A 25394-nucleotide genomic window follows, 5' to 3' on the forward strand; every position below is an offset into this window, starting at 1 on the left:
CATCAGAAGTCGAGGTTGGACACGGCCAACGCATTACTTTCGATGAAGTCACGGCGTGGCTCGACCGCATCACCCATGAGGGTGTTGAAGATCTGGTCAGCGCCGATGGCGTCTTCGATGGTGACTTTCAGCATGCGGCGCACGCTTGGGTCCATGGTGGTTTCCCAGAGTTGATCCGGGTTCATCTCGCCCAGTCCTTTATAGCGCTGGATGGTGTGGCGCTTTGTGCTTTCGGCCATCAGCCAGGCGAGGGCTTCCTTGAACTCAGTGACAGGCTTTTTACGCTCGCCACGTTGTACGTAGGCACCTTCTTCCAGAAGCGTGCTGATCTGCGCGCCCAGTGCGGTAACGGTCTTGTAATCGTTGCTGCCGAAGAAGTCACGGTTGAAGGTGACGTAGTTCGAAAGGCCGTGAGAGATCAGTTCGACCTCAGGCAGCCAGACATTACGTTCACGGTCTTCGCGCAGGCTGGCTTTGTAGACCAGGCCCGACTTCTCACCCATACGCAGGCGCGCGTCGAACAGTGCCAACCAGGCTTGCATGCCCTCGTGATCTGAAAGCTGCTCAAGCGTGATAGGCGGCAGATAGACGAAGTGCTCGGTCAGTTCCTGAGGGTACAGACGCGACAGGCGCTTGAGGGTCTTCATCACCATGCGGAAGTCGTTGACCAGTTTCTCAAGCGCAGTGCCAGAGATACCCGGGGCCGATTCGCTGAGGTGCAGGCTGGCGTCTTCAAGAGCCGACTGGGTCATGTATTCTTCCATGGCCTCGTCGTCTTTGATGTACTGCTCTTGCTTGCCTTTCTTGACCTTGTACAGCGGTGGCTGAGCGATGTAGATGTAACCGCGTTCGATCAGCTCCGGCAATTGACGGAAGAAGAAGGTCAACAGCAGGGTACGGATGTGCGAGCCGTCGACGTCAGCATCGGTCATGATGATGATGTTGTGATAACGCAACTTGTCGATGTTGTACTCGTCACGGCCAATGCCACAGCCCAGCGCGGTGATCAAGGTGCCCACTTCCTGCGAGGAGATCATCTTGTCGAAACGCGCTTTTTCAACGTTCAGGATCTTACCCTTGAGAGGCAGGATGGCCTGGGTTCTGCGGTTACGTCCCTGCTTGGCTGATCCGCCAGCAGAGTCCCCTTCCACCAGATACAGTTCGGAGAGGGCAGGGTCTTTCTCTTGGCAGTCAGCCAGTTTGCCCGGCAGGCCTGCGATGTCCAACGCGCCTTTACGGCGAGTCATCTCACGGGCCTTACGCGCGGCTTCACGGGCGCGAGCCGCATCGATCATTTTGCCGACAACCGCTTTGGCTTCGTTCGGGTTTTCCAGCAGGAAGTCGGAGAAGTATTTGCCCATCTCCTGTTCGACTGCGGTTTTGACTTCGGACGAAACCAGCTTGTCCTTGGTCTGCGAACTGAATTTCGGGTCAGGCACTTTGACCGAGATAATCGCGGTCAAGCCTTCACGCGCATCGTCACCGGTGGTCGCGACCTTATGTTTCTTGGCCAGACCTTCCTGCTCGATGTAGTTGTTCAGGTTACGCGTCAGTGCCGAACGGAAACCCACCAGGTGAGTACCGCCGTCGCGCTGTGGAATGTTGTTGGTGAAGCACAACAGGTTCTCGTTGAAGCTGTCGTTCCACTGCAGGGCAATCTCGACACCAATGCCGTCATCGCGCTGGACGTTGAAGTGGAACACTTCGTTGACCGGCGTCTTGTTGGTATTCAAGTATTCAACGAACGCACGCAGACCGCCTTCGTACTTGAACAGTTCTTCCTTACCGCTGCGCTCATCCTTGAGGACGATGCCGACACCGGAGTTCAGGAACGACAGTTCACGAATACGCTTGGCCAGAATATCCCAGCTGAAGTGGATGTTCTTGAAAGTGTCAGCAGAAGGCTTGAAGTGAATCTGTGTGCCCGTAGTGTCGCTCTCGCCAACGATTTTCATCGGTTCTTGTGGAACACCGTGAACGTAGGTCTGCTCCCAGATTTTGCCGCTACGGCGGACCGTCAACAGCAGAAGCTCTGACAGGGCGTTAACCACGGATACACCTACACCGTGCAAGCCGCCGGATACCTTGTAGGAGTTGTCGTCGAACTTACCGCCGGCGTGCAGCACGGTCATGATGACCTCGGCTGCCGACACGCCTTCTTCTTTATGCACATCTACCGGAATACCGCGGCCGTTGTCGCGCACGGTGATAGATTCGTCTGGGTGGATGATGATGCTGATGTCGTCGCAATGGCCTGCCAATGCTTCGTCGATCGAGTTATCAACCACCTCGAACACCATGTGGTGCAGACCGCTGCCATCGTCTGTATCACCGATGTACATTCCGGGACGCTTGCGTACGGCATCGAGCCCTTTCAGCACTTTAATGCTGGTCGAGTCGTACGTTTGGTTTTCGCTCATGCAATCACTCCCGATGGTCGTGGGTCTGGGTGATACGGCCATGTTCCACGTGGAACAAAGCAACTGGCGTATCCGTCTGCCAGCCTTCCCTCAAAAATTCTTGATCTACACAGGTGATAAAAACCTGGCAGCGTAATTCTTCCAGCAAGCGGCAAAGCGCCTGGCGATGATGCTCGTCCAGCTCGGACGGCAGGTCATCAACCAGATAGATGCATTGGCCGCGACGGACCTGGCTGACCAAATGCCCCTGAGCAATACGCAATGCACAGACCACCAATTTCTGCTGACCACGTGACAAGATATCTGCCGCGTTATGAGCACCTAATCTAAGGCGCAAATCCGCTCGTTGGGGTCCCGCCTGGGTATGGCCCATTTGCTGATCTCGATTCAGGGAAGAGGCAAGCACTGTGCTCAGTTCTTTCTCTTTGTCCCATCCTCGGTAGTAGCTGAGGGTCAAACCTTCAAGCTCGACAAGTTCGCTCAACGTCTGCTCAAAGACTGGCTTCAGTGCCTTGATATAGGCACGACGAAATTCGTCGATTTCGTCACTTGCCAGACACAGTTCCCGGTCCCATGCCGCCTGCGAAGCGGCGTCAAGTGTACCATGCCGAAGCCACGAGTTTCGCTGCTTGAGGGCCTTCTGAAGGCGCTGCCAGGTGGCCATGAAACGAGGTTCCACGTGGAACACTCCCCAGTCCAGAAACTGTCTGCGAATCTTTGGAGCGCCTTCCAGCAGGCGAAAGCTGTCCGGATTGATCAATTGCATTGGCAGTATTTCAGCGAGCTGGGCAGCACTACGCGCATTTTGACCGTCAATGCGGATCTGAAACTCGCCTTGACGATCGCGTGAAACACCCAGATTGCTGTGGCCGCCTTTTGCAAGATCGACTTGCCCAAAGACCGTACATGCAGGCTGTTCGTACTGAATGACGGGGAGCAAGCGGCTGCCGCGAAACGAACGGGCGATACCCAGCAAATGGATGGCTTCAAGAACGCTGGTTTTTCCGCTGCCGTTGGCGCCGTACAGGATATTGATACGCGGGGAGGGGGAGAGGGTCACCGGGTGCAGATTGCGCACCCCGGTGACCGAGACGCGACTAAGAGACATATAGGTTGCGCTGAGCATGAAGTTACAGGCGCATCGGCATGACGACATAGGCAGAATCATCGTTGTCCGATTCCTGCACCAGTGCGCTGCTGTTCGAGTCAGACAGAATCAGGCGTACCTGTTCAGTGGTCATGACACCTAGTACGTCGAGCAGGTAGCTCACGTTGAACCCGATCTCCAGCGAATCGCCGTTGTACTCGACGCTGATTTCTTCTTCCGCTTCTTCCTGCTCTGGGTTGTTGGCCTGAATCTTCAATTGACCACTGGCCAGTTGCAGGCGAATGCCGCGGTACTTTTCGTTGGACAGGATCGCGGTACGGCTGAAGGCTTCACGCAGCGCCTGACGATCACCCAGCACCAGCTTGTCACCGCCCTTAGGCAGAACGCGCTCGTAATCAGGGAATTTGCCGTCTACCAGTTTCGAGGTGAAGGTGAACTCGCCAGTGGTGGCGCGAATGTGATGCTGGCCCAGAACGATGCTGACCATACCGTCCTGCTCGGTCAGCAGGCGCGCCATCTCGAGGATGCCTTTACGAGGCACAATGACCTGGTGACGATCCGCGTGTTCGATATCGGCAGACATCGAGCACATTGCCAGGCGGTGACCGTCGGTAGCGACTGCTCGAAGGATGCCTGCGCTGACTTCCAGCAGCATGCCGTTGAGGTAATAGCGAACGTCCTGTTGCGCCATCGCAAAGCTGGTGCGCTCGATCAAGCGGCGCAGTTTGCTCTGCACCAGATTGAAGGTCAGCGAACCCGGGCCTTCTTCCACTGTAGGGAAATCGTTGGCAGGCAAAGAAGACAACGTAAAACGGCTGCGACCGGCTTTGACAATCAGCTTGGAGTCATCGAGTTTGATATCGATCAGCGCATCGTTGGACAGGCTTTTACAGATGTCCATCAGCTTGCGTGCAGGGACGGTGATTTCGCCGGGTTCAGCAGGCTCTTCGAGCTGTACGCGGCCCACCAGTTCGACTTCCAGATCAGTACCGGTCAGCGACAATTGCTGACCTTCGACGACCAGAAGCACATTGGAAAGAACCGGCAAGGTCTGGCGGCGTTCAACCACGCCGGCGACCAATTGCAGGGGTTTCAACAGGGCTTCGCGTTGAATGGTGAAATGCATGGTCTAGTCCCTTGCCTTAATAAGCTGCGCTGGCGTCATCACGTGGTCAGCGTTCGCAGCAGGTTCTTGTAATCCTCACGGATATCCGCATCGGACTCCTTGAGTTCGTTGATCTTTCGGCACGCGTGCAAAACGGTCGTGTGGTCTCGCCCACCAAAGACATCGCCGATTTCCGGGAGGCTATGGTTGGTGAGCTCCTTGGAGAGCGCCATGGCCACCTGCCGAGGTCGGGCCACGGAACGTGAACGACGCTTCGACAACAGATCGGATATCTTGATCTTGTAATACTCGGCGACCGTACGCTGAATGTTATCCACACTCACCAGCTTGTCCTGAAGCGCCAACAAGTCCTTCAGTGACTCGCGAATCAGCTCGATGGTGATATCACGGCCCATGAAGTGCGAATGTGCAATGACACGCTTGAGCGCACCTTCTAGCTCGCGGACGTTGGAACGAATGCGCTGGGCAATGAAGAACGCTGCGTCATGGGGCAGATCGACCTTGGCCTGATCCGCCTTCTTCATGAGAATCGCGACGCGTGTTTCAAGCTCTGGAGGCTCGACAGCGACGGTGAGGCCCCAGCCAAAGCGTGACTTGAGGCGTTCTTCAAGCCCTTCGATTTCTTTTGGATAGCGGTCGCTGGTCAGAATGACCTGCTGTCCGCCTTCCAGCAGCGCGTTGAACGTGTGGAAAAACTCTTCCTGCGAACGTTCTTTGCGCGCAAAAAACTGGATGTCATCGATCAGCAACGCGTCAACCGAACGGTAGAAGCGCTTGAACTCGTTGATCGCATTGAGCTGCAAGGCCTTGACCATGTCCGCGACGAAGCGCTCCGAATGCAGGTAAACGACCTTGGCGTTCGGGTTCTTCTTCAGCAGATGGTTACCCACCGCGTGCATCAAGTGAGTTTTACCAAGACCTACACCACCATAAAGGAAGAGCGGGTTGTAGCCGTGCTTCGGGTTATCGGCAACCTGCCAGGCCGCTGCGCGGGCCAGCTGGTTGGATTTACCCTCGACGAAATTCTCGAACGTGAACGTACGATTCAGGTAACTGGTGTGTTTGAGCGCGCCTTCCACCTGGACAGTACGTTGCTCGGCACGGGCAGGCGCTTGCTGTGAGCTGGCGCCGGCCATCGGGTCAAAGCTGTCACGCGATGGCTCATTGTGTGTCACGACGTTATGCACAGGCGCCGGCGTTGCAGCGGCGGGCGCGGCAGGTGCAGCCATGGCAGGGGCCGCAGACGAAGCACTGCTGACCGAGTTGGCAGACAACGCCTGAGACGCTGCGGCCGCCAACGGAGCATTCGGAGCGGCACGCGGTGCAGAGCTGCGCTTGCTTCCTATTAATAAGGAAAGGGCAGGCGCCATGCCTTGACCGTGTTCGCCAAGAAGCTCAAGCAAACGACCGAGGTATTTTTCATTGACCCAGTCAAGAACGAAACGGTTAGGTGCGTACACACGCAACTCGTCGCCTTCGGCTTCGACCTGTAGCGGACGGATCCAGGTGTTGAATTGCTGGGCAGGCAGCTCCTCGCGCAAAAGCTCCACGCACTGCTGCCAAAGTTCCACTGACACGGATATCCCCTGAGTTGAAAGCCGGTGAGGCAAAAACAGCCGCCATTGTAACGATCCAGGAGCGACTTATCCACATGTAGCTTGCTCGCTGAGGGCTATAAATCAACGATTTATAGCGTCGTGACACGACAAACGGTCACTTCCTAAGGGCTGTGGATAAACCCGCGTCAGCCCGTTGCATAAGTCGGGCTCAAACTCTGTGCATAACTGGCCTGTGGATAAAACGTCATTCCATACACAGCTTTTCCGACAGCGCAGCACAGGCTCAGCACCGTTTCTCGACAACCTTTCGGATCGCTGTACGCAGCAGTTTTGTTGGCTGTCAGAGAGTTATCCACAGAAATCGTCGACGTAAGAGTTATAAGCTTTATAAAGAAGCTTTAAATACTCTCTTTCTTTTATTTCTATAAGTGGGTGATGAGGAGGCGCCTCGTGTCGCCGGAAAACCTCGAATTGCTCATAAAAGGCATGTAAGAAGAAAAGCTGGTTGGAAATTGACCTGCGGGCCCGCTTTCTCTAGAATCCCCGGTCTCTTAAAACGGGGGCCATTCCGGCCCGTAGTGGACGAACCAGGTAACACGCCATGAAACGTACTTTCCAACCCAGCACTATCAAGCGCGCCCGCACCCACGGTTTCCGTGCACGCATGGCCACCAAAAACGGCCGCGCAGTCCTTTCGCGTCGTCGTGCCAAAGGCCGTAAGCGTCTGGCAGTTTGATAAACCGGCCAAGGAGGTGAGTCGAGACTTCAGTCGGGAAAAGCGTTTGCTGACACCCCGGCATTTCAAGGCTGTCTTTGACTCCCCTACCGGCAAGGTTCCGGGGAAAAATCTCCTGCTCCTTGCGCGCAACAACGACCTTGACCATCCCCGTTTGGGGCTTGTGATCGGTAAAAAGAGCGTCAAGCTCTCCGTCGAGCGCAATCGCTTGAAACGCCTGATGCGCGAATCATTTCGCCAACACCAAGACAGTTTGGTCGGTTGGGATATCGTTATCGTCGCGCGTAAAGGTTTGGGTGACGTAGAAAACCCTGAACTGATTCAGCATTTCGGCAAGCTCTGGAAACGTCTGGCGCGTAGCCGACCCACTCCGGAAGAAAAGTCCGAACCTGCAGGGGTAGACAGTACCGATGCGTAAACTGGCACTCGTTCCGATCCAGTTTTATCGCTATGCCATTAGCCCGCTGATGGCCAGTCACTGTCGTTTCTACCCCAGTTGCTCCTGCTACGCGTATGAAGCCATCGAAAATCATGGCCTTTTGCGCGGCGGCTGGCTGTCAATTCGTCGCCTGGGTCGCTGTCACCCGTGGAATCCCGGTGGTTATGACCCGGTTCCAGCTGTCCCCACCTCCCGTTCTTCTTCGATGGCCGAGTAATCATGGATATTAAACGCACGATCCTGATCGTTGCCCTGGCAATCGTGACCTATGTCGGGGTTCTGAAATGGAACCAGGACTACGGTCAGGCTGCCATGCCGACCCAGAATGTTGCAGCCAGCAACACCGCACCGGGCATTCCGGATACGGCTGCTGGAAATAATGGTTCTGCAAGTGCCGATGTTCCAAGCGCCACTGCCAACACCACCAGTGCAGCGCCTCTTGAAACTCCGGCCGTAGCCAGCAAAGACCTCATTCACGTCAAAACCGACGTGCTTGATCTGGCGATCGATCCGGTAGGTGGTGACGTCGTTCAGCTTCGTCTGCCTCTGTACCCGCGTCGTCAGGATCGTCCTGATGTGCCGTTCCAGCTGTTCGATAACGGCGGCGAGCGTACTTTTCTGGCGCAAAGCGGCCTGACGGGCACCAATGGTCCTGATGCACGTGCCGCCGGTCGTCCGGTTTATTCCTCCGCGCAAAAGACTTATCAACTGGCTGACGGCCAGGATTCGATGGTCGTGGAGCTGAAATTCTCGGAAAACGGCGTCAATTACATCAAGCGCTTCACGTTCAAGCGTGGTTTTTACGATCTGGTCATGACGTACGTTGTGGATAACCAGAGCGCTCAGCCTTGGGCCGGTAACCTGTTCGCGCAATTGAAGCGCGACGCCAGTTCCGATCCTTCGTCGACTACCGCAACCGGTACTGCCACCTATCTGGGTGCGGCACTGTGGACTGCGGCCGAGCCGTACAAGAAAGTGTCGATGAAAGATATCGACAAGGGCCAGGTCAAGGAAACAGTGCAAGGTGGCTGGGTTGCATGGCTGCAGCATTATTTCGTGACCGCGTGGATACCTGATCACAACGCCACCAACCAGGTTCAGACCCGTAAAGACAGCCAGGGCAATTACATCATCGGCTTCACCAGCCCGACCTTGTCGGTTGCGCCGGGTGCGCAGGGTGAAACCAGTGCCACGCTGTACGCAGGTCCAAAAAGCCAGGCGGTGCTCAAAGAGTTATCCCCAGGTCTGGAGCTGACAGTCGACTACGGTTTCCTGTGGTTCATTGCCCAGCCTATTTTCTGGCTGCTGCAACATATTCACGCAATCCTCGGTAACTGGGGCTGGTCGATCATCGTTCTGACCATGCTGATCAAAGGTCTGTTCTTCCCTCTGTCTGCTGCCAGCTACAAATCCATGGCGCGTATGCGGGCCGTTGCTCCGAAGCTGGCACTGCTGAAGGAACAACATGGCGATGATCGCCAGAAAATGTCCCAGGCGATGATGGAGCTGTACAAGAAAGAAAAGATCAACCCGCTGGGCGGATGCTTGCCGATTCTTGTGCAAATGCCGGTTTTCCTTTCGCTGTACTGGGTACTCCTGGAAAGCGTGGAAATGCGTCAGGCTCCATGGATACTGTGGATAACTGACCTGTCGATCAAAGACCCGTTCTTTATCCTGCCGATCATCATGGGCGCAACCATGTTCATCCAGCAGCGCCTGAACCCGACTCCACCGGATCCGATGCAGGCCAAGGTCATGAAACTGATGCCAATCATTTTCACGTTCTTCTTCCTGTGGTTCCCTGCCGGTCTGGTTCTGTACTGGGTTGTGAACAACACCCTGTCGATTGCACAGCAGGCCTACATCACTCGCAAGATCGAAGCCGCTACAAAGAAAGCTGCTGTCTGATCTAACCTGTGAATAAGTTAAACAAGACGCCCCTAGTGGGGCGTTTTGCTATACGCCATTGTCCAGGAGGCGGACCATGAACGTTCCTCGTGAAACCATCGCCGCCATTGCAACTGCTCAAGGGCGGGGCGGTGTCGGTATCGTGCGCGTCTCGGGCCCTTTGGCTGGCAAGACTGCGCAGGCGATGATCGGCCGAACGCCGAAACCACGATATGCGCATTACGGACCGTTTTCTGATGACGCGGGTGAAGTGCTCGATGAGGGGATTGCGCTGTATTTTCCCGGCCCTAATTCATTCACAGGCGAGGATGTACTGGAGCTTCAGGGCCACGGCGGCCCGATCGTTCTAGACATGCTGCTGCAACGCTGCCTGCAATTGGGCAGTCGTCTGGCGCGTCCAGGTGAATTCAGTGAACGTGCGTTTCTCAATGACAAGCTCGATCTTGCCCAGGCTGAGGCAATCGCCGATCTGATCGAGGCAAGTTCTGCACAGGCTGCGCGCAATGCTTTGCGTTCGCTGCAAGGCGCGTTCTCCCAGCGTGTGGATAACTTAACCGAGAAACTGATCAGCCTGCGTATCTACGTCGAGGCGGCAATCGACTTTCCGGAGGAGGAAATCGACTTCCTCGCTGATGGCCACGTACTCACCATGCTCGACGATGTACGTCTTGAGTTATCCACAGTGCTGCGCGAAGCCGGGCAGGGGGCGTTACTGCGTGACGGCATGACGGTCGTGATCGCCGGTCGCCCTAACGCAGGCAAATCAAGCCTGCTGAATGCGTTGGCGGGCCGGGAAGCAGCCATCGTTACCGAGATTGCCGGCACGACGCGTGACGTGGTGCGCGAACATATCCACATCGATGGCATGCCGCTTCACGTGGTCGACACAGCAGGCCTGCGCAACACGGAAGATCAGGTAGAGATGATCGGCGTGCAACGCGCGCTCAAGGCCATCGGGGAAGCTGACAGAATTCTGCTGGTGGTGGATGCCACCGCCCCGGAAGCTGTGGATCCCTTTGCATTGTGGCCCGAATTTCTGGAACAGCGGCCTGATCCGGCAAAAGTCACGCTGATCCGTAACAAGTCTGACCTGAGTGGCGATCACGTAGGCTTATTCACAAGTGACGATGGCCACGTCACGATCAGCCTGAGCGCCAGGTCGGGTGGTGAAGGTCTGGAACTGCTCCGTGAACACCTCAAAGCCTGCATGGGCTATGAGCAGACCTCTGAAAGCAGCTTCAGCGCCCGTCGACGCCACCTTGAAGCGCTGCGTCACGCCAGTCATTCTCTGGAGCACGGCAGGGCACAGTTGACCCTGGCAGGCGCTGGCGAGCTGCTAGCCGAAGATCTGCGTCAGGCTCAACAGTCGCTCGGTGAGATTACTGGAGCGTTCAGCTCAGACGACCTATTGGGCAGGATCTTCTCCAGCTTCTGCATTGGCAAATGAGCTGCCTGGTCTGCTGAAAAAAGACAGGCATGACCGTCCCCGGTCATGCCTTTCCGTGTGAACAGAGGTTATTTTCTACGGAAATCTGTTCCAACCTCGTCTCATCAAGCCCCTTATTCCTCTTCAACCGATCTTTTTCGCGCGTGAGTAGCGTCGCGAAATGGATTCGCTCGAGCATTTTTCAGCACTTCGCGTATTTTTTTGTGGATTAAGCTCTGTGAATAACCGCCCTTCAGCCCAGTGGGTAAGCAGGGGTCAAACCTGAAGATAAACCGCCCTGTGGACAAGTGGCACTTTTATCAACAGGCTCAGGACGGTTATCCAAGCCCCTTATCGGTACATGACCACAGACTTTAGAATCTCTGTACACACTGAAAATAAGTGCTTTCAGCAATCTATCCACAGAAATCATGCTCAGTAAGAATAAGCTTTAAAACAAGGCTTTATAAACTTTCTTTCTTTTTTATTTTCTTTATTCGTGAGTTTTCCACAGCTGGTTAAATTTTGTCCAACGGGTTTCATTCAGGTGGGGTAAGTCCCTATACTTGTCAGCTATCCCAATTTCTCATCGACAACAGGCACGAGGTGCGTGGTGGATTTCCCTTCCCGTTTTGAAGTGATCGTCATCGGTGGCGGTCATGCCGGTACCGAAGCCGCACTGGCGTCGGCACGCATGGGTGTCAAAACCCTGCTGCTGACGCACAACGTGGAAACACTCGGACAGATGAGCTGCAACCCTGCCATCGGTGGCATCGGTAAAAGTCATCTGGTCAAGGAAATCGACGCACTCGGCGGCGCCATGGCGATGGCTACTGACAAGGGGGGTATTCAGTTTCGCGTGCTGAACAGCCGTAAAGGCCCGGCAGTGCGAGCAACCCGCGCCCAGGCAGACCGCGTGCTGTACAAGGCCGCTATTCGCGAAACGTTGGAAAACCAGCCAAACCTGTGGATATTTCAACAGGCCTGCGATGACCTGATCGTCGAACAGGACCAGGTTCGCGGTGTGGTCACCCAGATGGGCATGCGCGTCTTTGCTGACTCAGTGGTTTTGACCACCGGCACGTTCCTTGGTGGACTTATCCACATTGGCATGCAGAATTATTCGGGAGGTCGCGCAGGCGATCCACCCTCGATCGCGCTTGCACAACGCTTGCGTGAACTGCCGCTGCGTGTCGGCCGTTTGAAAACCGGTACTCCGCCGCGCATCGACGGCCGCTCTGTGGATTTCTCGGTCATGACCGAACAGCCGGGCGATACACCTATTCCGGTCATGTCGTTCCTGGGTTCCAAGGAACAGCATCCGTCACAAGTCAGCTGCTGGATTACCCACACCAACGCGCGCACTCACGAAATCATCGCGTCCAATCTGGACCGATCGCCGATGTATTCCGGTGTGATCGAAGGCATTGGCCCGCGTTACTGTCCGTCGATCGAAGACAAGATTCATCGCTTTGCCGACAAGGAAAGCCATCAGGTCTTCATCGAGCCAGAAGGTCTGACCACACACGAGCTCTATCCGAATGGCATCTCCACGTCGTTGCCGTTCGATGTTCAGCTGCAGATCGTGCGCTCGATTCGCGGGATGGAAAACGCACACATCGTTCGCCCCGGATACGCCATCGAATATGATTATTTCGACCCGCGTGATCTGAAATACAGCCTGGAAACCAAGGTCATCGGCGGCTTGTTTTTTGCCGGTCAGATCAATGGCACCACGGGGTACGAAGAGGCGGGCGCTCAAGGTTTGCTGGCCGGAACCAACGCGGCCCTTCGTGCACAAGGTCGAGACAGCTGGTGCCCGCGTCGCGATGAGGCCTACATCGGCGTATTGGTCGATGACCTGATTACGCTGGGTACTCAAGAACCCTACCGGATGTTCACTTCGCGTGCGGAGTACCGTCTGATCCTGCGCGAGGACAACGCCGATCTGCGCCTGACCGAAAAAGGTCGCGAGCTGGGTCTGGTCGACGATGCGCGCTGGGCCGCGTTCTGCACCAAGCGCGAAAGCATCGCGCTGGAAGAACAGCGCCTGAAAAGCACCTGGGTGCGTCCCGGCACTGAGCAGGGCGACGCGATTGCCTCGCACTTCGGTACGCCGCTGACTCACGAATACAACCTGCTCAACCTGTTGACCCGTCCGGAAATCGACTACGCCAGCCTGATCGCCATCACTGGCGAGGGCTGCACCGATCCGCTGGTGGCCGAGCAAGTCGAGATCAAGACCAAATACGCCGGTTACATTGACCGGCAGCAAGACGAAATTGCCCGCCTGCGCGCCAGTGAAGACACCCGTCTGCCGGAAGATATCGATTACGCCGGAATCTCCGGTTTGTCGAAAGAAATTCAGAGCAAGCTGGGGATAACTCGGCCTGAAACGCTCGGGCAGGCTTCACGCATCCCGGGTGTCACACCTGCGGCGATATCGCTGTTGATGATTCATTTGAAAAAACGCGGCGCGGGCCGTCAGTTGGAGCAAAGCGCTTGAGTTCTATGGTCACCCCGCAACATGCCCAAGAGTTATCCACCGGTGCCCGTGAATTGGGGATCGATCTTTCCCAGGCGCAACATGACCAATTGCTCGCTTATCTGGCGCTGTTGATCAAGTGGAACAAGGCTTACAACCTGACTGCAGTGCGTAATCCGGACGAAATGGTTTCAAGACATCTGCTCGACAGCCTCAGCGTGGTGCCCTTCATCGAAGGCACTCGCTGGATGGACGTCGGCAGCGGCGGTGGAATGCCTGGCATTCCCATGGCCATCCTGTTTCCAGAGCGACATGTTTCGCTGCTGGACAGCAACGGCAAGAAAACCCGGTTTCAGACACAGGTCAAACTGGAGCTGAAACTGGACAATCTTGAAGTTATCCACAGCCGTGCGGAAAATTATCAGCCTGATGCGCCGTTCGACGGGATCATCTCCCGAGCCTTCAGCAGCCTTGAAGACTTTGCCGGCTGGACTCGCCACATGGGCGACGCCAATACTCGCTGGTTGGCGATGAAAGGTCTGCATCCTGCCGATGAACTGGTAGCATTGCCCTCGGATTTTCACCTCGATAGCGTACACGCCTTGACCGTTCCGGGTTGCCAAGGCCAACGCCATCTGCTGATACTGCGCCGCACGGCATGACTGGGAACACAAGCAAGAATGGCTAAGGTATTCGCGATAGCGAACCAGAAAGGTGGGGTCGGCAAGACCACCACATGTATCAACCTCGCCGCGTCACTGGTCGCGACCAAGCGCCGTGTGCTGTTGATCGATCTCGATCCCCAGGGCAATGCGACCATGGGCAGCGGTGTGGATAAACACAACCTGGAAAACTCGGTCTATGACCTGTTGATCGGCGAATGCGATCTGGGCGAGGCCATGCAGTTTTCAGAGCATGGTGGTTATCAACTGCTTCCGGCCAACCGAGATCTGACGGCGGGCGAAGTGGTGCTGCTCGAAATGCAGATGAAAGAGAGCCGTCTGCGCAACGCGCTCGCGCCGATCCGGGAGAATTACGATTACATCCTGATTGATTGCCCGCCGTCGCTGTCGATGCTGACGTTGAACGCTCTGGTTGCAGCGGATGGCGTAATTATCCCCATGCAATGTGAGTACTTTGCGCTCGAAGGTCTCAGCGACCTTGTGGATAACATCAAGCGCATCGCCGAACTGCTCAACCCGCAGTTGAAGGTCGAAGGTCTGCTGCGCACCATGTATGATCCGCGCCTGAGCCTGATCAACGATGTTTCCGCGCAGCTCAAGGAACACTTCGGTGAGCAGCTCTATGACACCGTGATCCCGAGGAACATCAGGCTGGCCGAGGCACCGAGTTTCGGTATGCCGGTGTTGGCTTATGACAAGTCCTCGCGCGGCGCACTGGCGTATCTGGCGCTGGCAAGTGAACTGGTTCGTCGTCAACGTCGCGGCGCGAAAACCGCTCAGCCAACCTAAGGAATTCCCATGGCCGTCAAGAAACGAGGTCTCGGACGTGGGTTGGACGCACTTCTGAGCAGTCCAACCGTCAGTTCGCTGGAAGAGCAGGCCGTCAAGGCTCCGCCAAGTGAGTTGCAGCATGTGCCGCTGGACCTGATCCAGCGCGGCAAGTATCAGCCGCGCCGTGACATGGACCCGCAGGCACTGGAAGAACTCGCGCAGTCGATCAAATCACAAGGCGTTATGCAGCCGATCGTGGTGCGCCCGATCGGCAATAACCGCTTTGAAATCATCGCCGGTGAACGTCGCTGGCGGGCGAGTCAGCAGGCCGGCGTCGAGACGATTCCAGCGATGGTTCGCGATGTGCCGGATGAGACCGCAATTGCGATGGCATTGATCGAGAACATTCAGCGCGAAGACCTGAATCCGATCGAAGAAGCCATGGCATTGCAGCGTTTGCAGCAGGAATTTCAGCTGACCCAGCAGCAGGTTGCAGATGCTGTGGGCAAATCGCGGGTCAGCGTGGCGAATTTGTTACGTCTGATTGCATTGCCTGAAGTCATCAAGACCATGCTGTCGCACGGCGATCTCGAAATGGGGCACGCTCGCGCACTGCTTGGCCTGGGCGAAGACCGGCAGGTTGAAGGGGCGCGACACGTTGTCGCACGCGGGCTTACTGTGCGTCAGACCGAAGCGTTGGTCAGGCAGTGGCTGAGCGGCAAACCGGAGGCGGCAGAACCGGCCAAGGCCGATCCTGACATCAGCCGGCTCGAACAGCGTCTGGCCGAGCGGCTGGGCTCTGCGGTGCAAATCCGCCATGGGCAGAAGGGCAAGGGTCAGCTGGTGATCCGTTATAACTCGCTGGATGAGCTTCAGGGTGTGCTTGCCCACATCCGCTGAAACAATTGCTCTGTAGCGTATAGTCGGAAATCACTACCCGACTGTTGAATAGGGGCTGAACCGCCCCTATACTCTGCGCGCATTTTGTCGGCACAAATTATGCCAAGTTATTGATTATGGCGACCGACATCAGAGGAGCAGTTGCGATGGAATCCCGCATGCCAGACCGCTTGCCGTTCTATCGCCTGGCGGTTTTTCCGTTATTGCTGGCTCAGTTGATCGTCCTGCTCATCGCCGCTTTGGTGCTGTGGCAGTGGCTAGGAGTCGTGGCGGGATACTCGGGACTCTGCGGAGGCCTGATCGCCTGGCTGCCCAATTTATACTTTGCTCACAAGGCATTCCGGTTTTCCGGGGCCAGAGCAGCGCAAGCCATCGTCCGGTCGTTCTATGCCGGCGAGGCAGGCAAGCTGATTTTCACGGCAGTGCTTTTTGCATTGACGTTCGCAGGTGTGAAGCCATTGGCGCCGCTGGCTGTATTCGGCGTGTTCATGTTGATCCAGGTGGTCAACTGGTTCGCTCCCCTGCTTACGAGAACAAGACTTTCGAGACCTTAGGGCGTTTGAGGCAACCATGGCAGAGCAAACAGCTTCGGGCTATATCCAGCACCACTTGCAGAACCTTACATTCGGGCACCTGCCCAATGGCGATTGGGGCTTTGCCCACACCGCAGCAGAAGCCAAGGAAATGGGCTTCTGGGCTTTCCACGTCGATACCCTCGGCTGGTCGGTTGCGTTGGGTCTGATTTTCGTTCTGATCTTCCGCATGGCGGCCAAGAAGGCAACTTCCGGTCAGCCAGGCGCCCTGCAGAACTTCGTTGAAGTTCTGGTCGAGTTCGTCGACGGCAGCGTGAAGGACAGTTTCCACGGTCGCAGCGCGGTAATCGCGCCACTGGCTCTGACCATCTTCGTCTGGGTTTTCCTGATGAACGCGGTCGACCTGGTACCGGTTGACTGGATTCCACAGCTGGCGATGCTGATTTCCGGTGACGAGCACATTCCATTCCGTGCCGTTCCGACCACTGACCCTAACGCTACACTGGGCATGGCGCTGTCGGTCTTCGCACTGATCATTTTCTACAGCATCAAGGTCAAGGGCATCGGCGGCTTCATCGGCGAACTGACCCTTCACCCGTTTGCCAGCAAGAACATCCTCGTTCAGGCCTTGTTGATTCCGGTCAACTTCCTGCTGGAATTCGTGACGCTGATCGCCAAGCCGATTTCTCTGGCTCTGCGTCTGTTCGGCAACATGTATGCTGGCGAGCTGGTCTTCATTCTGATCGCCGTGATGTTCGGCAGCGGTCTGTTGTGGCTCAGCGGTCTGGGTATTGTTCTGCAGTGGGCGTGGGCTGTGTTCCACATCCTGATCATCACCCTGCAGGCGTTCATCTTCATGATGCTGACCATCGTCTACCTGTCGATGGCTCACGAAGATAACCATTGAGATTCGTCTCGCGACGCGTCTGATGACCGTCTCGCCAGTGGCGAGGCGGTGCCCGCAAGGGCTGATGTAAAAATGATTTTGTTTTACCGCTTCAATTAATAAAACCTAACCAATACGACGTAAAAGTCGGGAGGAAAGATGGAAACTGTAGTTGGTCTAACCGCTATCGCTGTTGCACTGTTGATCGGCCTGGGCGCACTGGGTACTGCAATCGGTTTCGGCCTGTTGGGCGGCAAATTCCTGGAAGGCGCTGCGCGTCAACCGGAAATGGTCCCAATGCTGCAAGTCAAAATGTTCATCGTTGCGGGCCTGCTCGACGCCGTGACCATGATCGGTGTCGGTATCGCTCTGTTCTTCACCTTTGCGAACCCCTTCGTTGGTCAACTCGCTGGCTGATCACTCGAATTTTCGAGCTGATTGGTGTGATGGACAACGAACGAGCGAGGTGTTGGCGTGAACATTAATGCAACCCTGATTGGTCAGTCCGTTGCGTTCTTCATCTTTGTGCTGTTCTGCATGAAGTACGTGTGGCCTCCGGTCATCGCTGCTTTGCACGAACGTCAGAAGAAGATCGCGGATGGACTGGACGCTGCTTCCCGAGCAGCTCGCGACCTGGAGCTGGCCCAAGATAAAGTGGGTCAACAACTGCGCGAAGCTAAAACTCAAGCAGCCGAGATCATTGAGCAAGCCAAGAAGCGCGGTACTCAGATTGTCGACGAGGCCCGTGATACGGCACGCGTTGAAGCTGACCGTGTGAAGGCTCAGGCTCAGGCCGAGATCGAGCAGGAACTGAACAGCGTCAAAGACGCCTTGCGCGCCCAGTTGGGTAGCCTGGCAGTCAATGGTGCAGAGAAGATTCTGGGCGCCACAATCGATCAAAACGCGCACGCGGAGCTGGTTAACAAACTGGCTGCTGAAATTTAAGCGAGGGCGATCATGGCAGAACTGACCACGTTGGCCCGACCTTACGCGAAGGCGGCCTTCGAGCATGCGCAGGCCCACCAGCAACTGGCCAATTGGTCAGCCATGCTCGGCCTGGCTGCTACGGTGTCGCAAGATGACACCATGCAGCGCATGCTCAAGGCCCCGCGACTGACGAGCGCACAAAAGGCCACCACTTTTATTGAAGTGTGTGGCGACAAGTTCGATGCCAAGGCACAGAATTTCATTCACGTCGTTGCTGAAAACGACCGTCTCCCGCTTCTGCCGGAGATCGCCGAACTGTTCGACCTGTACAAGGCCGAGCAGGAAAAATCGGTCGATGTGGATGTGACCAGTGCTTTTGCATTGAACCAAGAACAGCAAGACAAACTCGCCAAGGTTCTCAGTGCACGGCTCGGCCGGGAAGTGCGCCTGCATGCTGCGGAGGATGCCTCTCTCATAGGGGGTGTCGTAATCCGCGCCGGCGACCTGGTTATCGATGGCTCAGTTCGCGGCAAAATCGCGCAACTAGCCGAAGCATTGAAATCTTGAGTTTGAAGGGGCAGCAGAGCAATGCAGCAACTCAATCCTTCCGAAATAAGTGAAATCATCAAGGGTCGCATCGACAAGCTCGATGTAACCTCCCAAGCCCGTAACGAAGGCACAGTCGTCAGCGTATCTGACGGCATCGTGCGGATTCACGGTCTGGCCGACGTAATGTACGGCGAGATGATCGAGTTTCCGGGCGGCGTCTACGGTATGGCGCTGAACCTTGAGCAAGACTCCGTAGGTGCCGTTGTACTGGGCGCTTACACGACTCTGGCTGAAGGCATGAGCGCCAAGTGCACTGGCCGCATCCTCGAGGTTCCGGTAGGTAAGGAACTGCTGGGTCGCGTTGTCGATGCACTGGGTAATCCAGTTGACGGCAAAGGTCCGCTGAACAACACCGAGACCGATGCGGTCGAGAAAGTTGCTCCAGGCGTGATCTGGCGTAAGTCGGTAGACCAGCCTGTACAGACTGGCTACAAGGCTGTCGATGCCATGATTCCTGTCGGCCGTGGCCAGCGTGAGCTGATCATCGGTGACCGTCAGATCGGTAAAACCGCTCTGGCCATCGACGCAATCATCAACCAGAAGAACAGCGGCATCTTCTGCGTCTACGTAGCGATCGGTCAGAAGCAATCGACCATCGCCAACGTGGTTCGCAAGCTCGAAGAAAACGGCGCACTGGCTAACACCATCGTTGTGGCTGCAAGTGCTTCCGAATCCGCTGCGCTGCAATTCCTTGCACCGTACTCGGGTTGCACCATGGGTGAATTCTTCCGCGACCGCGGTGAAGACGCGCTGATCGTTTATGACGATCTGTCCAAGCAAGCAGTGGCCTACCGCCAGATTTCCCTGCTGCTGCGCCGTCCGCCAGGCCGTGAAGCTTACCCAGGCGACGTGTTCTATCTCCACTCCCGTCTGCTGGAGCGCGCATCGCGTGTTTCCGAAGAATACGTAGAGAAGTTCACCAATGGCGCAGTGACCGGCAAAACCGGTTCCCTGACCGCATTGCCGATCATCGAAACCCAGGCTGGCGACGTTTCCGCGTTCGTTCCGACCAACGTGATTTCCATCACTGACGGTCAGATCTTCCTGGAATCGGCCATGTTCAACTCCGGCATTCGCCCGGCTGTGAACGCCGGTGTTTCGGTATCTCGTGTGGGTGGTGCCGCTCAGACCAAGATCATCAAGAAGCTTTCCGGTGGCATCCGTACCGCTCTGGCTCAGTACCGTGAACTGGCGGCATTCGCCCAGTTCGCGTCTGACCTGGACGAGGCGACCCGCAAGCAACTTGAACATGGTCAGCGCGTTACCGAGCTGATGAAGCAGAAGCAATACGCACCAATGTCGATCGCTGACATGGCGCTGTCGCTGTATGCCGCTGAGCGTGGGTTCCTGACTGACGTCGAAATCGCCAAGATCGGCAGCTTTGAACAAGCGCTGATTGCTTACTTCAACCGCGATCACGCCGATTTGATGGCGAAGATCAACGTGAAGGGTGACTTCAATGACGAAATCGATTCTGGCATGAAAGCCGGTATCGAGAAGTTCAAGGCCACCCAAACCTGGTAAGCCGCAGCGGGGGCCGCAAGGCTCCCGCTTGCTAACCTGATAGGTGTTACATGGCAGGCGCAAAAGAGATTCGCAGCAAGATTGCGAGCATCAAAAGCACGCAAAAGATCACCAGCGCCATGGAAAAAGTGGCGGTCAGCAAAATGCGCAAGGCTCAAATGCGCATGGCTGCTAGCCGTCCTTACGCGGAGCGCATTCGTCAGGTGATTGGTCACCTGGCAAACGCCAACCCGGAGTATCGCCACCCGTTCATGATCGATCGCCCGGTAAAGCGCGTCGGTTATGTCGTTGTGAGCAGTGACCGTGGTCTGTGTGGTGGCTTGAATACCAACCTGTTCAAGACTCTGGTCAAGGACATGGCGGTGAACCGTGAAAACGGTGTAGAGATCGATCTGTGCGTGGTCGGCAGCAAAGGTGCGGCATTTTTCCGCAACTTCGGCGGTAACGTCGTCGCTGCGATCAGCCACCTGGGCGAAGAGCCGTCGATCAACGACTTGATCGGCAGCGTCAAGGTGATGCTGGATGCCTACCTGGATGGCCGTATTGATCGCCTGTCCGTGGTATCCAACAAGTTCATCAACACCATGACCCAGCAACCCACCGTGGAGCAGTTGATTCCGCTGGTGGCAACCCCGGATCAAGGGCTCAAGCACCACTGGGACTATCTCTACGAACCCGACGCCAAAGAGCTGCTGGACGGCCTGATGGTTCGCTACGTGGAATCGCAGGTGTACCAGGCGGTGGTCGAGAACAACGCAGCTGAACAAGCAGCGCGGATGATCGCGATGAAGAACGCCACAGACAACGCCGGTGATTTGATCAGTGATTTGCAACTGATCTACAACAAGGCGCGTCAGGCAGCGATCACCCAAGAGATCTCGGAAATCGTCGGCGGCGCTGCCGCGGTTTAACGGTTCAAATATTAGAGGAACCAGCTAATGAGTAGCGGACGTATCGTTCAAATCATCGGCGCCGTGATCGACGTGGAATTCCCACGCGATAGCGTACCGAGTATCTACAACGCGCTGGAAGTTCAAAGCGCGGCAGGAACCACCCTGGAAGTTCAGCAGCAGCTGGGCGACGGCGTGGTTCGTACCATTGCGATGGGCTCTACCGAGGGCTTGAAGCGTGGTCTGGAAGTAACAGACTCTGGCGCAGCCATCTCCGTACCGGTCGGTAAAGCGACACTGGGCCGGATCATGGACGTGCTGGGCAACCCGATCGACGAAGCTGGCCCGATTGCCACCGAAGAGCGTTGGGGCATTCACCGTCCTGCACCGTCCTTCGCTGAGCAAGCTGGCGGCAACGACCTGCTGGAAACCGGCATCAAGGTTATCGACCTGGTCTGCCCGTTCGCCAAAGGCGGTAAAGTCGGTCTGTTCGGTGGTGCCGGTGTCGGCAAGACCGTAAACATGATGGAACTGATCCGTAACATCGCCATCGAGCACAGCGGTTATTCCGTGTTCGCCGGTGTGGGTGAGCGTACTCGTGAGGGTAACGACTTCTACCACGAGATGAAGGATTCCAACGTTCTGGACAAAGTGGCACTGGTTTACGGTCAGATGAACGAGCCGCCGGGGAACCGTCTGCGCGTGGCACTGACCGGTCTGACCATGGCCGAGAAGTTCCGTGACGAAGGTAACGACGTTCTGCTGTTCGTCGACAACATCTATCGTTACACCCTGGCCGGTACTGAAGTATCCGCACTGCTGGGCCGTATGCCTTCCGCAGTAGGTTACCAGCCGACCCTGGCTGAAGAGATGGGCACGCTCCAAGAGCGCATCACTTCGACCAAGAATGGTTCGATCACCTCGATCCAGGCCGTATATGTACCCGCGGACGACTTGACTGACCCGTCGCCAGCGACCACGTTTGCCCACTTGGACGCCACCGTCGTTCTGTCCCGTGACATCGCCTCCCTGGGTATCTACCCAGCGGTAGATCCACTGGATTCGACTTCGCGCCAGCTGGACCCGAACGTTATCGGCCAGGAACACTACGACACCGCTCGCGGCGTTCAGTACGTGTTGCAGCGCTACAAAGAGCTGAAAGACATCATTGCGATTCTGGGTATGGACGAGCTGTCGGAGACCGACAAGCAGTTGGTTAACCGTGCTCGTAAGATCCAGCGCTTCCTGTCCCAGCCTTTCTTCGTGGCAGAAGTCTTCACCGGTGCTTCGGGTAAATACGTTTCCCTGAAAGACACCATTGCTGGCTTCAAAGGCATCCTCAACGGTGACTACGACCACTTGCCAGAACAAGCGTTCTACATGGTCGGCGGCATCGAAGAAGCGATCGAGAAAGCCAAGAAACTGTAATCCCGGCGCCCGGCAACGGGCGCTAATTAGGTTGAGGCAAGCAAATGGCTATGACAGTCCATTGCGACATCGTCAGCGCGGAAGGGGAAATCTTCTCCGGTCTGGTCGAGATGGTGATTGCGCACGGCAACCTGGGTGATATCGGTATCGCTCCAGGCCACGCGCCGCTGATCACCGATCTGAAACCCGGCCCGATCCGCTTGATCACGCAGGGTGGGGAAGCGGAGGTGTTTTACATCTCCGGTGGTTTCCTTGAGGTTCAGCCGAACATGGTCAAGGTGCTTGCCGACACTGTGCAACGTGCTGCCGACCTGGACGAAGCATCTGCTCAGGCCGCTGTTTTGGCTGCCGAGAAGGCTTTGAACGAAAAAGGCGCGGACTTCGACTACGGATCTGCAACTGCTCGTCTGGCCGAGGCTGCAGCTCAGCTGCGCACCGTTCAGCAAATTCGCAAGAAGTTCGGCGGCTAATCTGCCGGCTCCTGTGCGCGATTGAGAAAAAGGGTAGCTTCGGCTACCCTTTTTCTTTTTTCAGAATTCCTCTCTCAAGTCAGCCCGCCCATGGCCCGGTTGCCGCTTAGTTGGTAGTCCTATCATGTCCCTCGATATCGTTATTCTCGCTGCTGGCCAAGGTACCCGGATGCGTTCCGCGCTGCCCAAGGTTCTGCATCCGGTAGCAGGCAACTCCATGCTTGGCCATGTTATCCACAGCGCCCGTCAGTTATCTCCAATCGGCATCCATGTGGTGATCGGGCATGGTGCGGACATCGTGCGCGAGCAACTGGCAGATGATGACTTGAATTTCGTGATGCAGGATAAACAACTGGGCACTGGTCACGCGGTGGCTCAGGCGCTGTCCGCGATGACGGCTGAAACCGTATTGATTCTGTACGGCGATGTACCGCTGATCGAAGTGGAAACACTTCAGCGCCTGCTCGAGCTGGTGACACCCAAGCAACTCGGCTTGTTGACTGTGAAGCTGGATGACCCCACGGGCTACGGTCGTATAGTTCGTGACGATCAGCAACGCGTCTGTGCCATCGTCGAGCACAAGGACGCCACTGATGCGCAGAAGGCAATCAACGAGGGCAACACCGGTATTCTCGCGGTGCCTGCCATGCATCTGGAAGACTGGCTCGGCCGTCTTTCCAACAATAACGCGCAGGGCGAGTTCTACCTGACCGACGTGATCGCCATGGCAGTAAATGACGGCCTGATGGTGGCTACCGAACAGCCTTACGATGCGATGGAAGTGCAGGGCGCCAATGATCGCAAACAGCTTTCGGAGCTTGAGCGTCATTATCAGATGCGCGAAGCCCGTCGTTTGATGGCGGCTGGTGTGACATTGAGAGATCCAGCGCGTTTCGACGTGCGTGGCGAAGTCAGCGTCGGTCGTGATGTGTTGATCGACATCAATGTGGTCCTGGAAGGCAAGGTCGTCATCGAAGACGACGTGGTGATCGGCCCCAACTGCGTTATCAAGGACAGCACCTTGCGCAAGGGGGTCGTCGTCAAAGCCAACAGCCACATTGAAGGCGCACTATTGGGCGAGGGCAGTGATGCCGGCCCGTTTGCGCGCTTGCGTCCAGGCAGTGTGCTGGGGGCCAACGCGCATGTGGGTAACTTTGTCGAGCTGAAGAATGCGAGCTTGGGCGAGGGCGCCAAAGTCGGTCATCTGACTTACCTGGGCGACGCTGAAGTCGGGGCGCGCACCAACATTGGCGCAGGCACCATCACCTGTAATTACGATGGCGCGAACAAGTACAAGACGACATTGGGCGCCGACGTGTTCATTGGCTCCAACAACTCGCTGGTCGCCCCTGTGGATATCCTGGATGGTGCAACCACGGCTGCCGGCTCGACCATCACTCAAAACGTCCCGGCTGAACAACTGGGCGTCGCCCGTGCCCGCCAGCGCAACATCGAGGGCTGGAAGCGCCCGGTGAAGATCAAGAAAAACTGAGTTATCCACAGCCCCGAGAAAATAACGATCCCTAGGAGCGGACTTGTCCGCGAAGGCCATCTCACGTCTTGGAATCTTTGTGAATAGTTTTCGCGGACAAGTCCGCTCCCACGAAATGCATCCTGGGCTGGTCCAGCGGGCCTATGCATACCTCTGAAAACGGAGCACTGGAACGGGAATTACAAGAATCTCGTTCCTCATGCTCCACTGAGAATGCACTGCCAAACCCTTCAGCATTGACCAAACCCAAAAAATAGGTTTTGATTGCCTTCGTTATCTTTCAAAACGAAACTTAAGGCAGTCATGTCGAAGCGCAATACACCACAACGTCGTCACAACATTCTTGCCTTGCTCAACGAGCAGGGCGAAGTCAGTGTTGATGAGCTGGCGAAGCGTTTTGAAACTTCTGAAGTTACGATTCGAAAGGATCTGGCGGCGCTGGAATCCAACGGTCTTCTGTTACGTCGTTATGGCGGCGCGGTGCCGCTGCCTCATGAACTGATCGTTGAAAGCAGCCAGCCGGTATCCCGTTATAAGCAGGCCATCGCCCGTGCTGCCGTCGCTAGAATTCGCGAACACGCGAGAATCGTCGTCGACAGTGGCAGCACCACCGCCGCGTTGATTCCTGAACTGGGTCAACAGCCCGGCCTGGTAGTGATGACCAATTCTCTCCACGTCGCGCGCGCCCTGACGGATCTGGAACACGAGCCCGTTCTGTTGATGACGGGCGGAACGTGGGACCCGCACTCCGAATCCTTTCAGGGCCAGGTCGCCGAACAGGTGCTGCGCTCCTACGACTTCGATCAATTATTCATCGGTGCAGACGGCATCGATCTGTCGCGCGGCACCACCACTTTCAATGAGCTGCTGGGCTTGAGTCGGGTCATGGCTGAAGTCGCCCGGGAAGTGGTGGTGATGGTCGAAGCCGACAAGGTCGGTCGCAAGATCCCCAACCTGGAGCTGCCCTGGAGCAGCATCCATACCCTTATCACAGATGCTCGCCTGCCCATCGAGGCACGCGAACAGATACAAGCCCGCGGCATCACATTGATTTGTGCCGCTGTCAGCTAGGAG

At 56.3% G+C, this 25394-nt stretch carries 24 protein-coding genes; 20 read left to right on the forward strand and 4 right to left on the reverse strand.

Annotated features, from left to right (window positions below; genetic code table 11):
* Window positions 1-2: 2 nt before the first annotated feature.
* From gyrB to dnaA, 4 genes are read right to left on the reverse strand one after another with little or no spacing between them, the layout of a single operon-like run.
* On the reverse strand, window positions 3-2420 hold the full coding sequence (gene gyrB, locus BLT55_RS22000) for a DNA topoisomerase (ATP-hydrolyzing) subunit B (protein WP_007252363.1): 2418 nt from the start codon (window positions 2418-2420) through the stop codon (window positions 3-5).
* A 4-nt stretch (window positions 2421-2424) separates the two neighbouring features.
* Window positions 2425-3528: a DNA replication/repair protein RecF gene (recF, locus tag BLT55_RS22005; protein ID WP_054998638.1), complete on the reverse strand. Its 1104-nt coding sequence runs from the start codon at window positions 3526-3528 to the stop codon at window positions 2425-2427.
* A gap of 22 nt (window positions 3529-3550) precedes the next feature.
* Window positions 3551-4654, reverse strand: coding sequence for a DNA polymerase III subunit beta (gene dnaN / locus BLT55_RS22010; RefSeq protein ID WP_054998634.1), 1104 nt, complete (start codon window positions 4652-4654; stop codon window positions 3551-3553).
* Between the two features lie 38 nt (window positions 4655-4692).
* Window positions 4693-6231, reverse strand: coding sequence for a chromosomal replication initiator protein DnaA (gene dnaA / locus BLT55_RS22015; protein ID WP_054998633.1), 1539 nt, complete (start codon window positions 6229-6231; stop codon window positions 4693-4695).
* A 583-nt stretch (window positions 6232-6814) separates the two neighbouring features.
* Between dnaA and rpmH the strand changes: the two genes are divergently transcribed.
* The 20 genes from rpmH to BLT55_RS22115 all read left to right on the forward strand — a co-directional run bounded on the left by rpmH (window position 6815) and on the right by BLT55_RS22115 (window position 25391).
* Window positions 6815-6949, forward strand: coding sequence for a 50S ribosomal protein L34 (gene rpmH, locus BLT55_RS22020; protein ID WP_002551315.1), 135 nt, complete (start codon window positions 6815-6817; stop codon window positions 6947-6949).
* 16 nt (window positions 6950-6965) lie between these two features.
* Window positions 6966-7367: a ribonuclease P protein component gene (gene rnpA / locus BLT55_RS22025; RefSeq protein WP_005768230.1), complete on the forward strand. Its 402-nt coding sequence runs from the start codon at window positions 6966-6968 to the stop codon at window positions 7365-7367.
* Window positions 7360-7605: a membrane protein insertion efficiency factor YidD gene (gene yidD, locus BLT55_RS22030; protein WP_002551313.1), complete on the forward strand. Its 246-nt coding sequence runs from the start codon at window positions 7360-7362 to the stop codon at window positions 7603-7605. The genes rnpA and yidD overlap by 8 nt, the downstream gene beginning before the upstream one ends.
* Window positions 7606-7607: 2 nt before the next feature.
* Complete coding sequence (yidC, locus tag BLT55_RS22035; protein ID WP_054998632.1) at window positions 7608-9296, forward strand: membrane protein insertase YidC; 1689 nt, start codon at window positions 7608-7610, stop codon at window positions 9294-9296.
* 76 nt (window positions 9297-9372) lie between these two features.
* Window positions 9373-10743: a tRNA uridine-5-carboxymethylaminomethyl(34) synthesis GTPase MnmE gene (mnmE, locus tag BLT55_RS22040; RefSeq protein WP_054998631.1), complete on the forward strand. Its 1371-nt coding sequence runs from the start codon at window positions 9373-9375 to the stop codon at window positions 10741-10743.
* Between the two features lie 592 nt (window positions 10744-11335).
* Window positions 11336-13228: a tRNA uridine-5-carboxymethylaminomethyl(34) synthesis enzyme MnmG gene (gene mnmG, locus BLT55_RS22045; protein WP_054998637.1), complete on the forward strand. Its 1893-nt coding sequence runs from the start codon at window positions 11336-11338 to the stop codon at window positions 13226-13228.
* The gene (gene rsmG, locus BLT55_RS22050; protein ID WP_054998630.1) at window positions 13225-13869 is read left to right on the forward strand and encodes a 16S rRNA (guanine(527)-N(7))-methyltransferase RsmG; all 645 of its coding nucleotides are present in this window, start codon (window positions 13225-13227) and stop codon (window positions 13867-13869) included. The genes mnmG and rsmG overlap by 4 nt, the downstream gene beginning before the upstream one ends.
* Window positions 13870-13887: 18 nt before the next feature.
* Entirely contained in the window at window positions 13888-14679 is a 792-nt protein-coding gene (locus BLT55_RS22055; protein WP_007252354.1) for a ParA family protein, read from the forward strand.
* 9 nt (window positions 14680-14688) lie between these two features.
* On the forward strand, window positions 14689-15561 hold the full coding sequence (locus BLT55_RS22060; protein ID WP_054080122.1) for a ParB/RepB/Spo0J family partition protein: 873 nt from the start codon (window positions 14689-14691) through the stop codon (window positions 15559-15561).
* A gap of 146 nt (window positions 15562-15707) precedes the next feature.
* Window positions 15708-16115, forward strand: coding sequence for a F0F1 ATP synthase subunit I (locus tag BLT55_RS22065; RefSeq protein WP_054998629.1), 408 nt, complete (start codon window positions 15708-15710; stop codon window positions 16113-16115).
* A gap of 16 nt (window positions 16116-16131) precedes the next feature.
* Window positions 16132-17001 carry a F0F1 ATP synthase subunit A gene (atpB, locus tag BLT55_RS22070; RefSeq protein ID WP_007252350.1) on the forward strand — a complete coding sequence of 290 codons (870 nt, stop codon included), beginning with the start codon at window positions 16132-16134 and terminating at the stop codon, window positions 16999-17001.
* Between the two features lie 138 nt (window positions 17002-17139).
* Window positions 17140-17397 carry a F0F1 ATP synthase subunit C gene (gene atpE / locus BLT55_RS22075; protein WP_002555987.1) on the forward strand — a complete coding sequence of 86 codons (258 nt, stop codon included), beginning with the start codon at window positions 17140-17142 and terminating at the stop codon, window positions 17395-17397.
* 57 nt (window positions 17398-17454) lie between these two features.
* Window positions 17455-17925, forward strand: a complete 471-nt coding sequence (locus tag BLT55_RS22080) for a F0F1 ATP synthase subunit B (RefSeq protein ID WP_054998628.1) — start codon at window positions 17455-17457, stop codon at window positions 17923-17925.
* A 12-nt stretch (window positions 17926-17937) separates the two neighbouring features.
* Window positions 17938-18474: a F0F1 ATP synthase subunit delta gene (locus BLT55_RS22085; RefSeq protein ID WP_054998627.1), complete on the forward strand. Its 537-nt coding sequence runs from the start codon at window positions 17938-17940 to the stop codon at window positions 18472-18474.
* 21 nt (window positions 18475-18495) lie between these two features.
* Complete coding sequence (atpA, locus tag BLT55_RS22090; protein WP_002555984.1) at window positions 18496-20040, forward strand: F0F1 ATP synthase subunit alpha; 1545 nt, start codon at window positions 18496-18498, stop codon at window positions 20038-20040.
* A 50-nt stretch (window positions 20041-20090) separates the two neighbouring features.
* Window positions 20091-20951: a F0F1 ATP synthase subunit gamma gene (gene atpG / locus BLT55_RS22095; RefSeq protein WP_007252347.1), complete on the forward strand. Its 861-nt coding sequence runs from the start codon at window positions 20091-20093 to the stop codon at window positions 20949-20951.
* 27 nt (window positions 20952-20978) lie between these two features.
* The gene (gene atpD, locus BLT55_RS22100; RefSeq protein ID WP_002555982.1) at window positions 20979-22358 is read left to right on the forward strand and encodes a F0F1 ATP synthase subunit beta; all 1380 of its coding nucleotides are present in this window, start codon (window positions 20979-20981) and stop codon (window positions 22356-22358) included.
* Window positions 22359-22402: 44 nt separating this feature from the next.
* Entirely contained in the window at window positions 22403-22828 is a 426-nt protein-coding gene (locus BLT55_RS22105) for a F0F1 ATP synthase subunit epsilon (RefSeq protein WP_054998626.1), read from the forward strand.
* A gap of 124 nt (window positions 22829-22952) precedes the next feature.
* Window positions 22953-24320, forward strand: coding sequence for a bifunctional UDP-N-acetylglucosamine diphosphorylase/glucosamine-1-phosphate N-acetyltransferase GlmU (gene glmU / locus BLT55_RS22110; protein ID WP_054998625.1), 1368 nt, complete (start codon window positions 22953-22955; stop codon window positions 24318-24320).
* A gap of 303 nt (window positions 24321-24623) precedes the next feature.
* Entirely contained in the window at window positions 24624-25391 is a 768-nt protein-coding gene (locus BLT55_RS22115) for a DeoR/GlpR family DNA-binding transcription regulator (protein WP_054998624.1), read from the forward strand.
* The last annotated feature ends 3 nt before the right edge of the window (window positions 25392-25394 follow it).

The organism is Pseudomonas cannabina, assembly GCF_900100365.1.
Classification (GTDB): Bacteria; Pseudomonadota; Gammaproteobacteria; order Pseudomonadales; family Pseudomonadaceae; genus Aquipseudomonas; species Aquipseudomonas cannabina.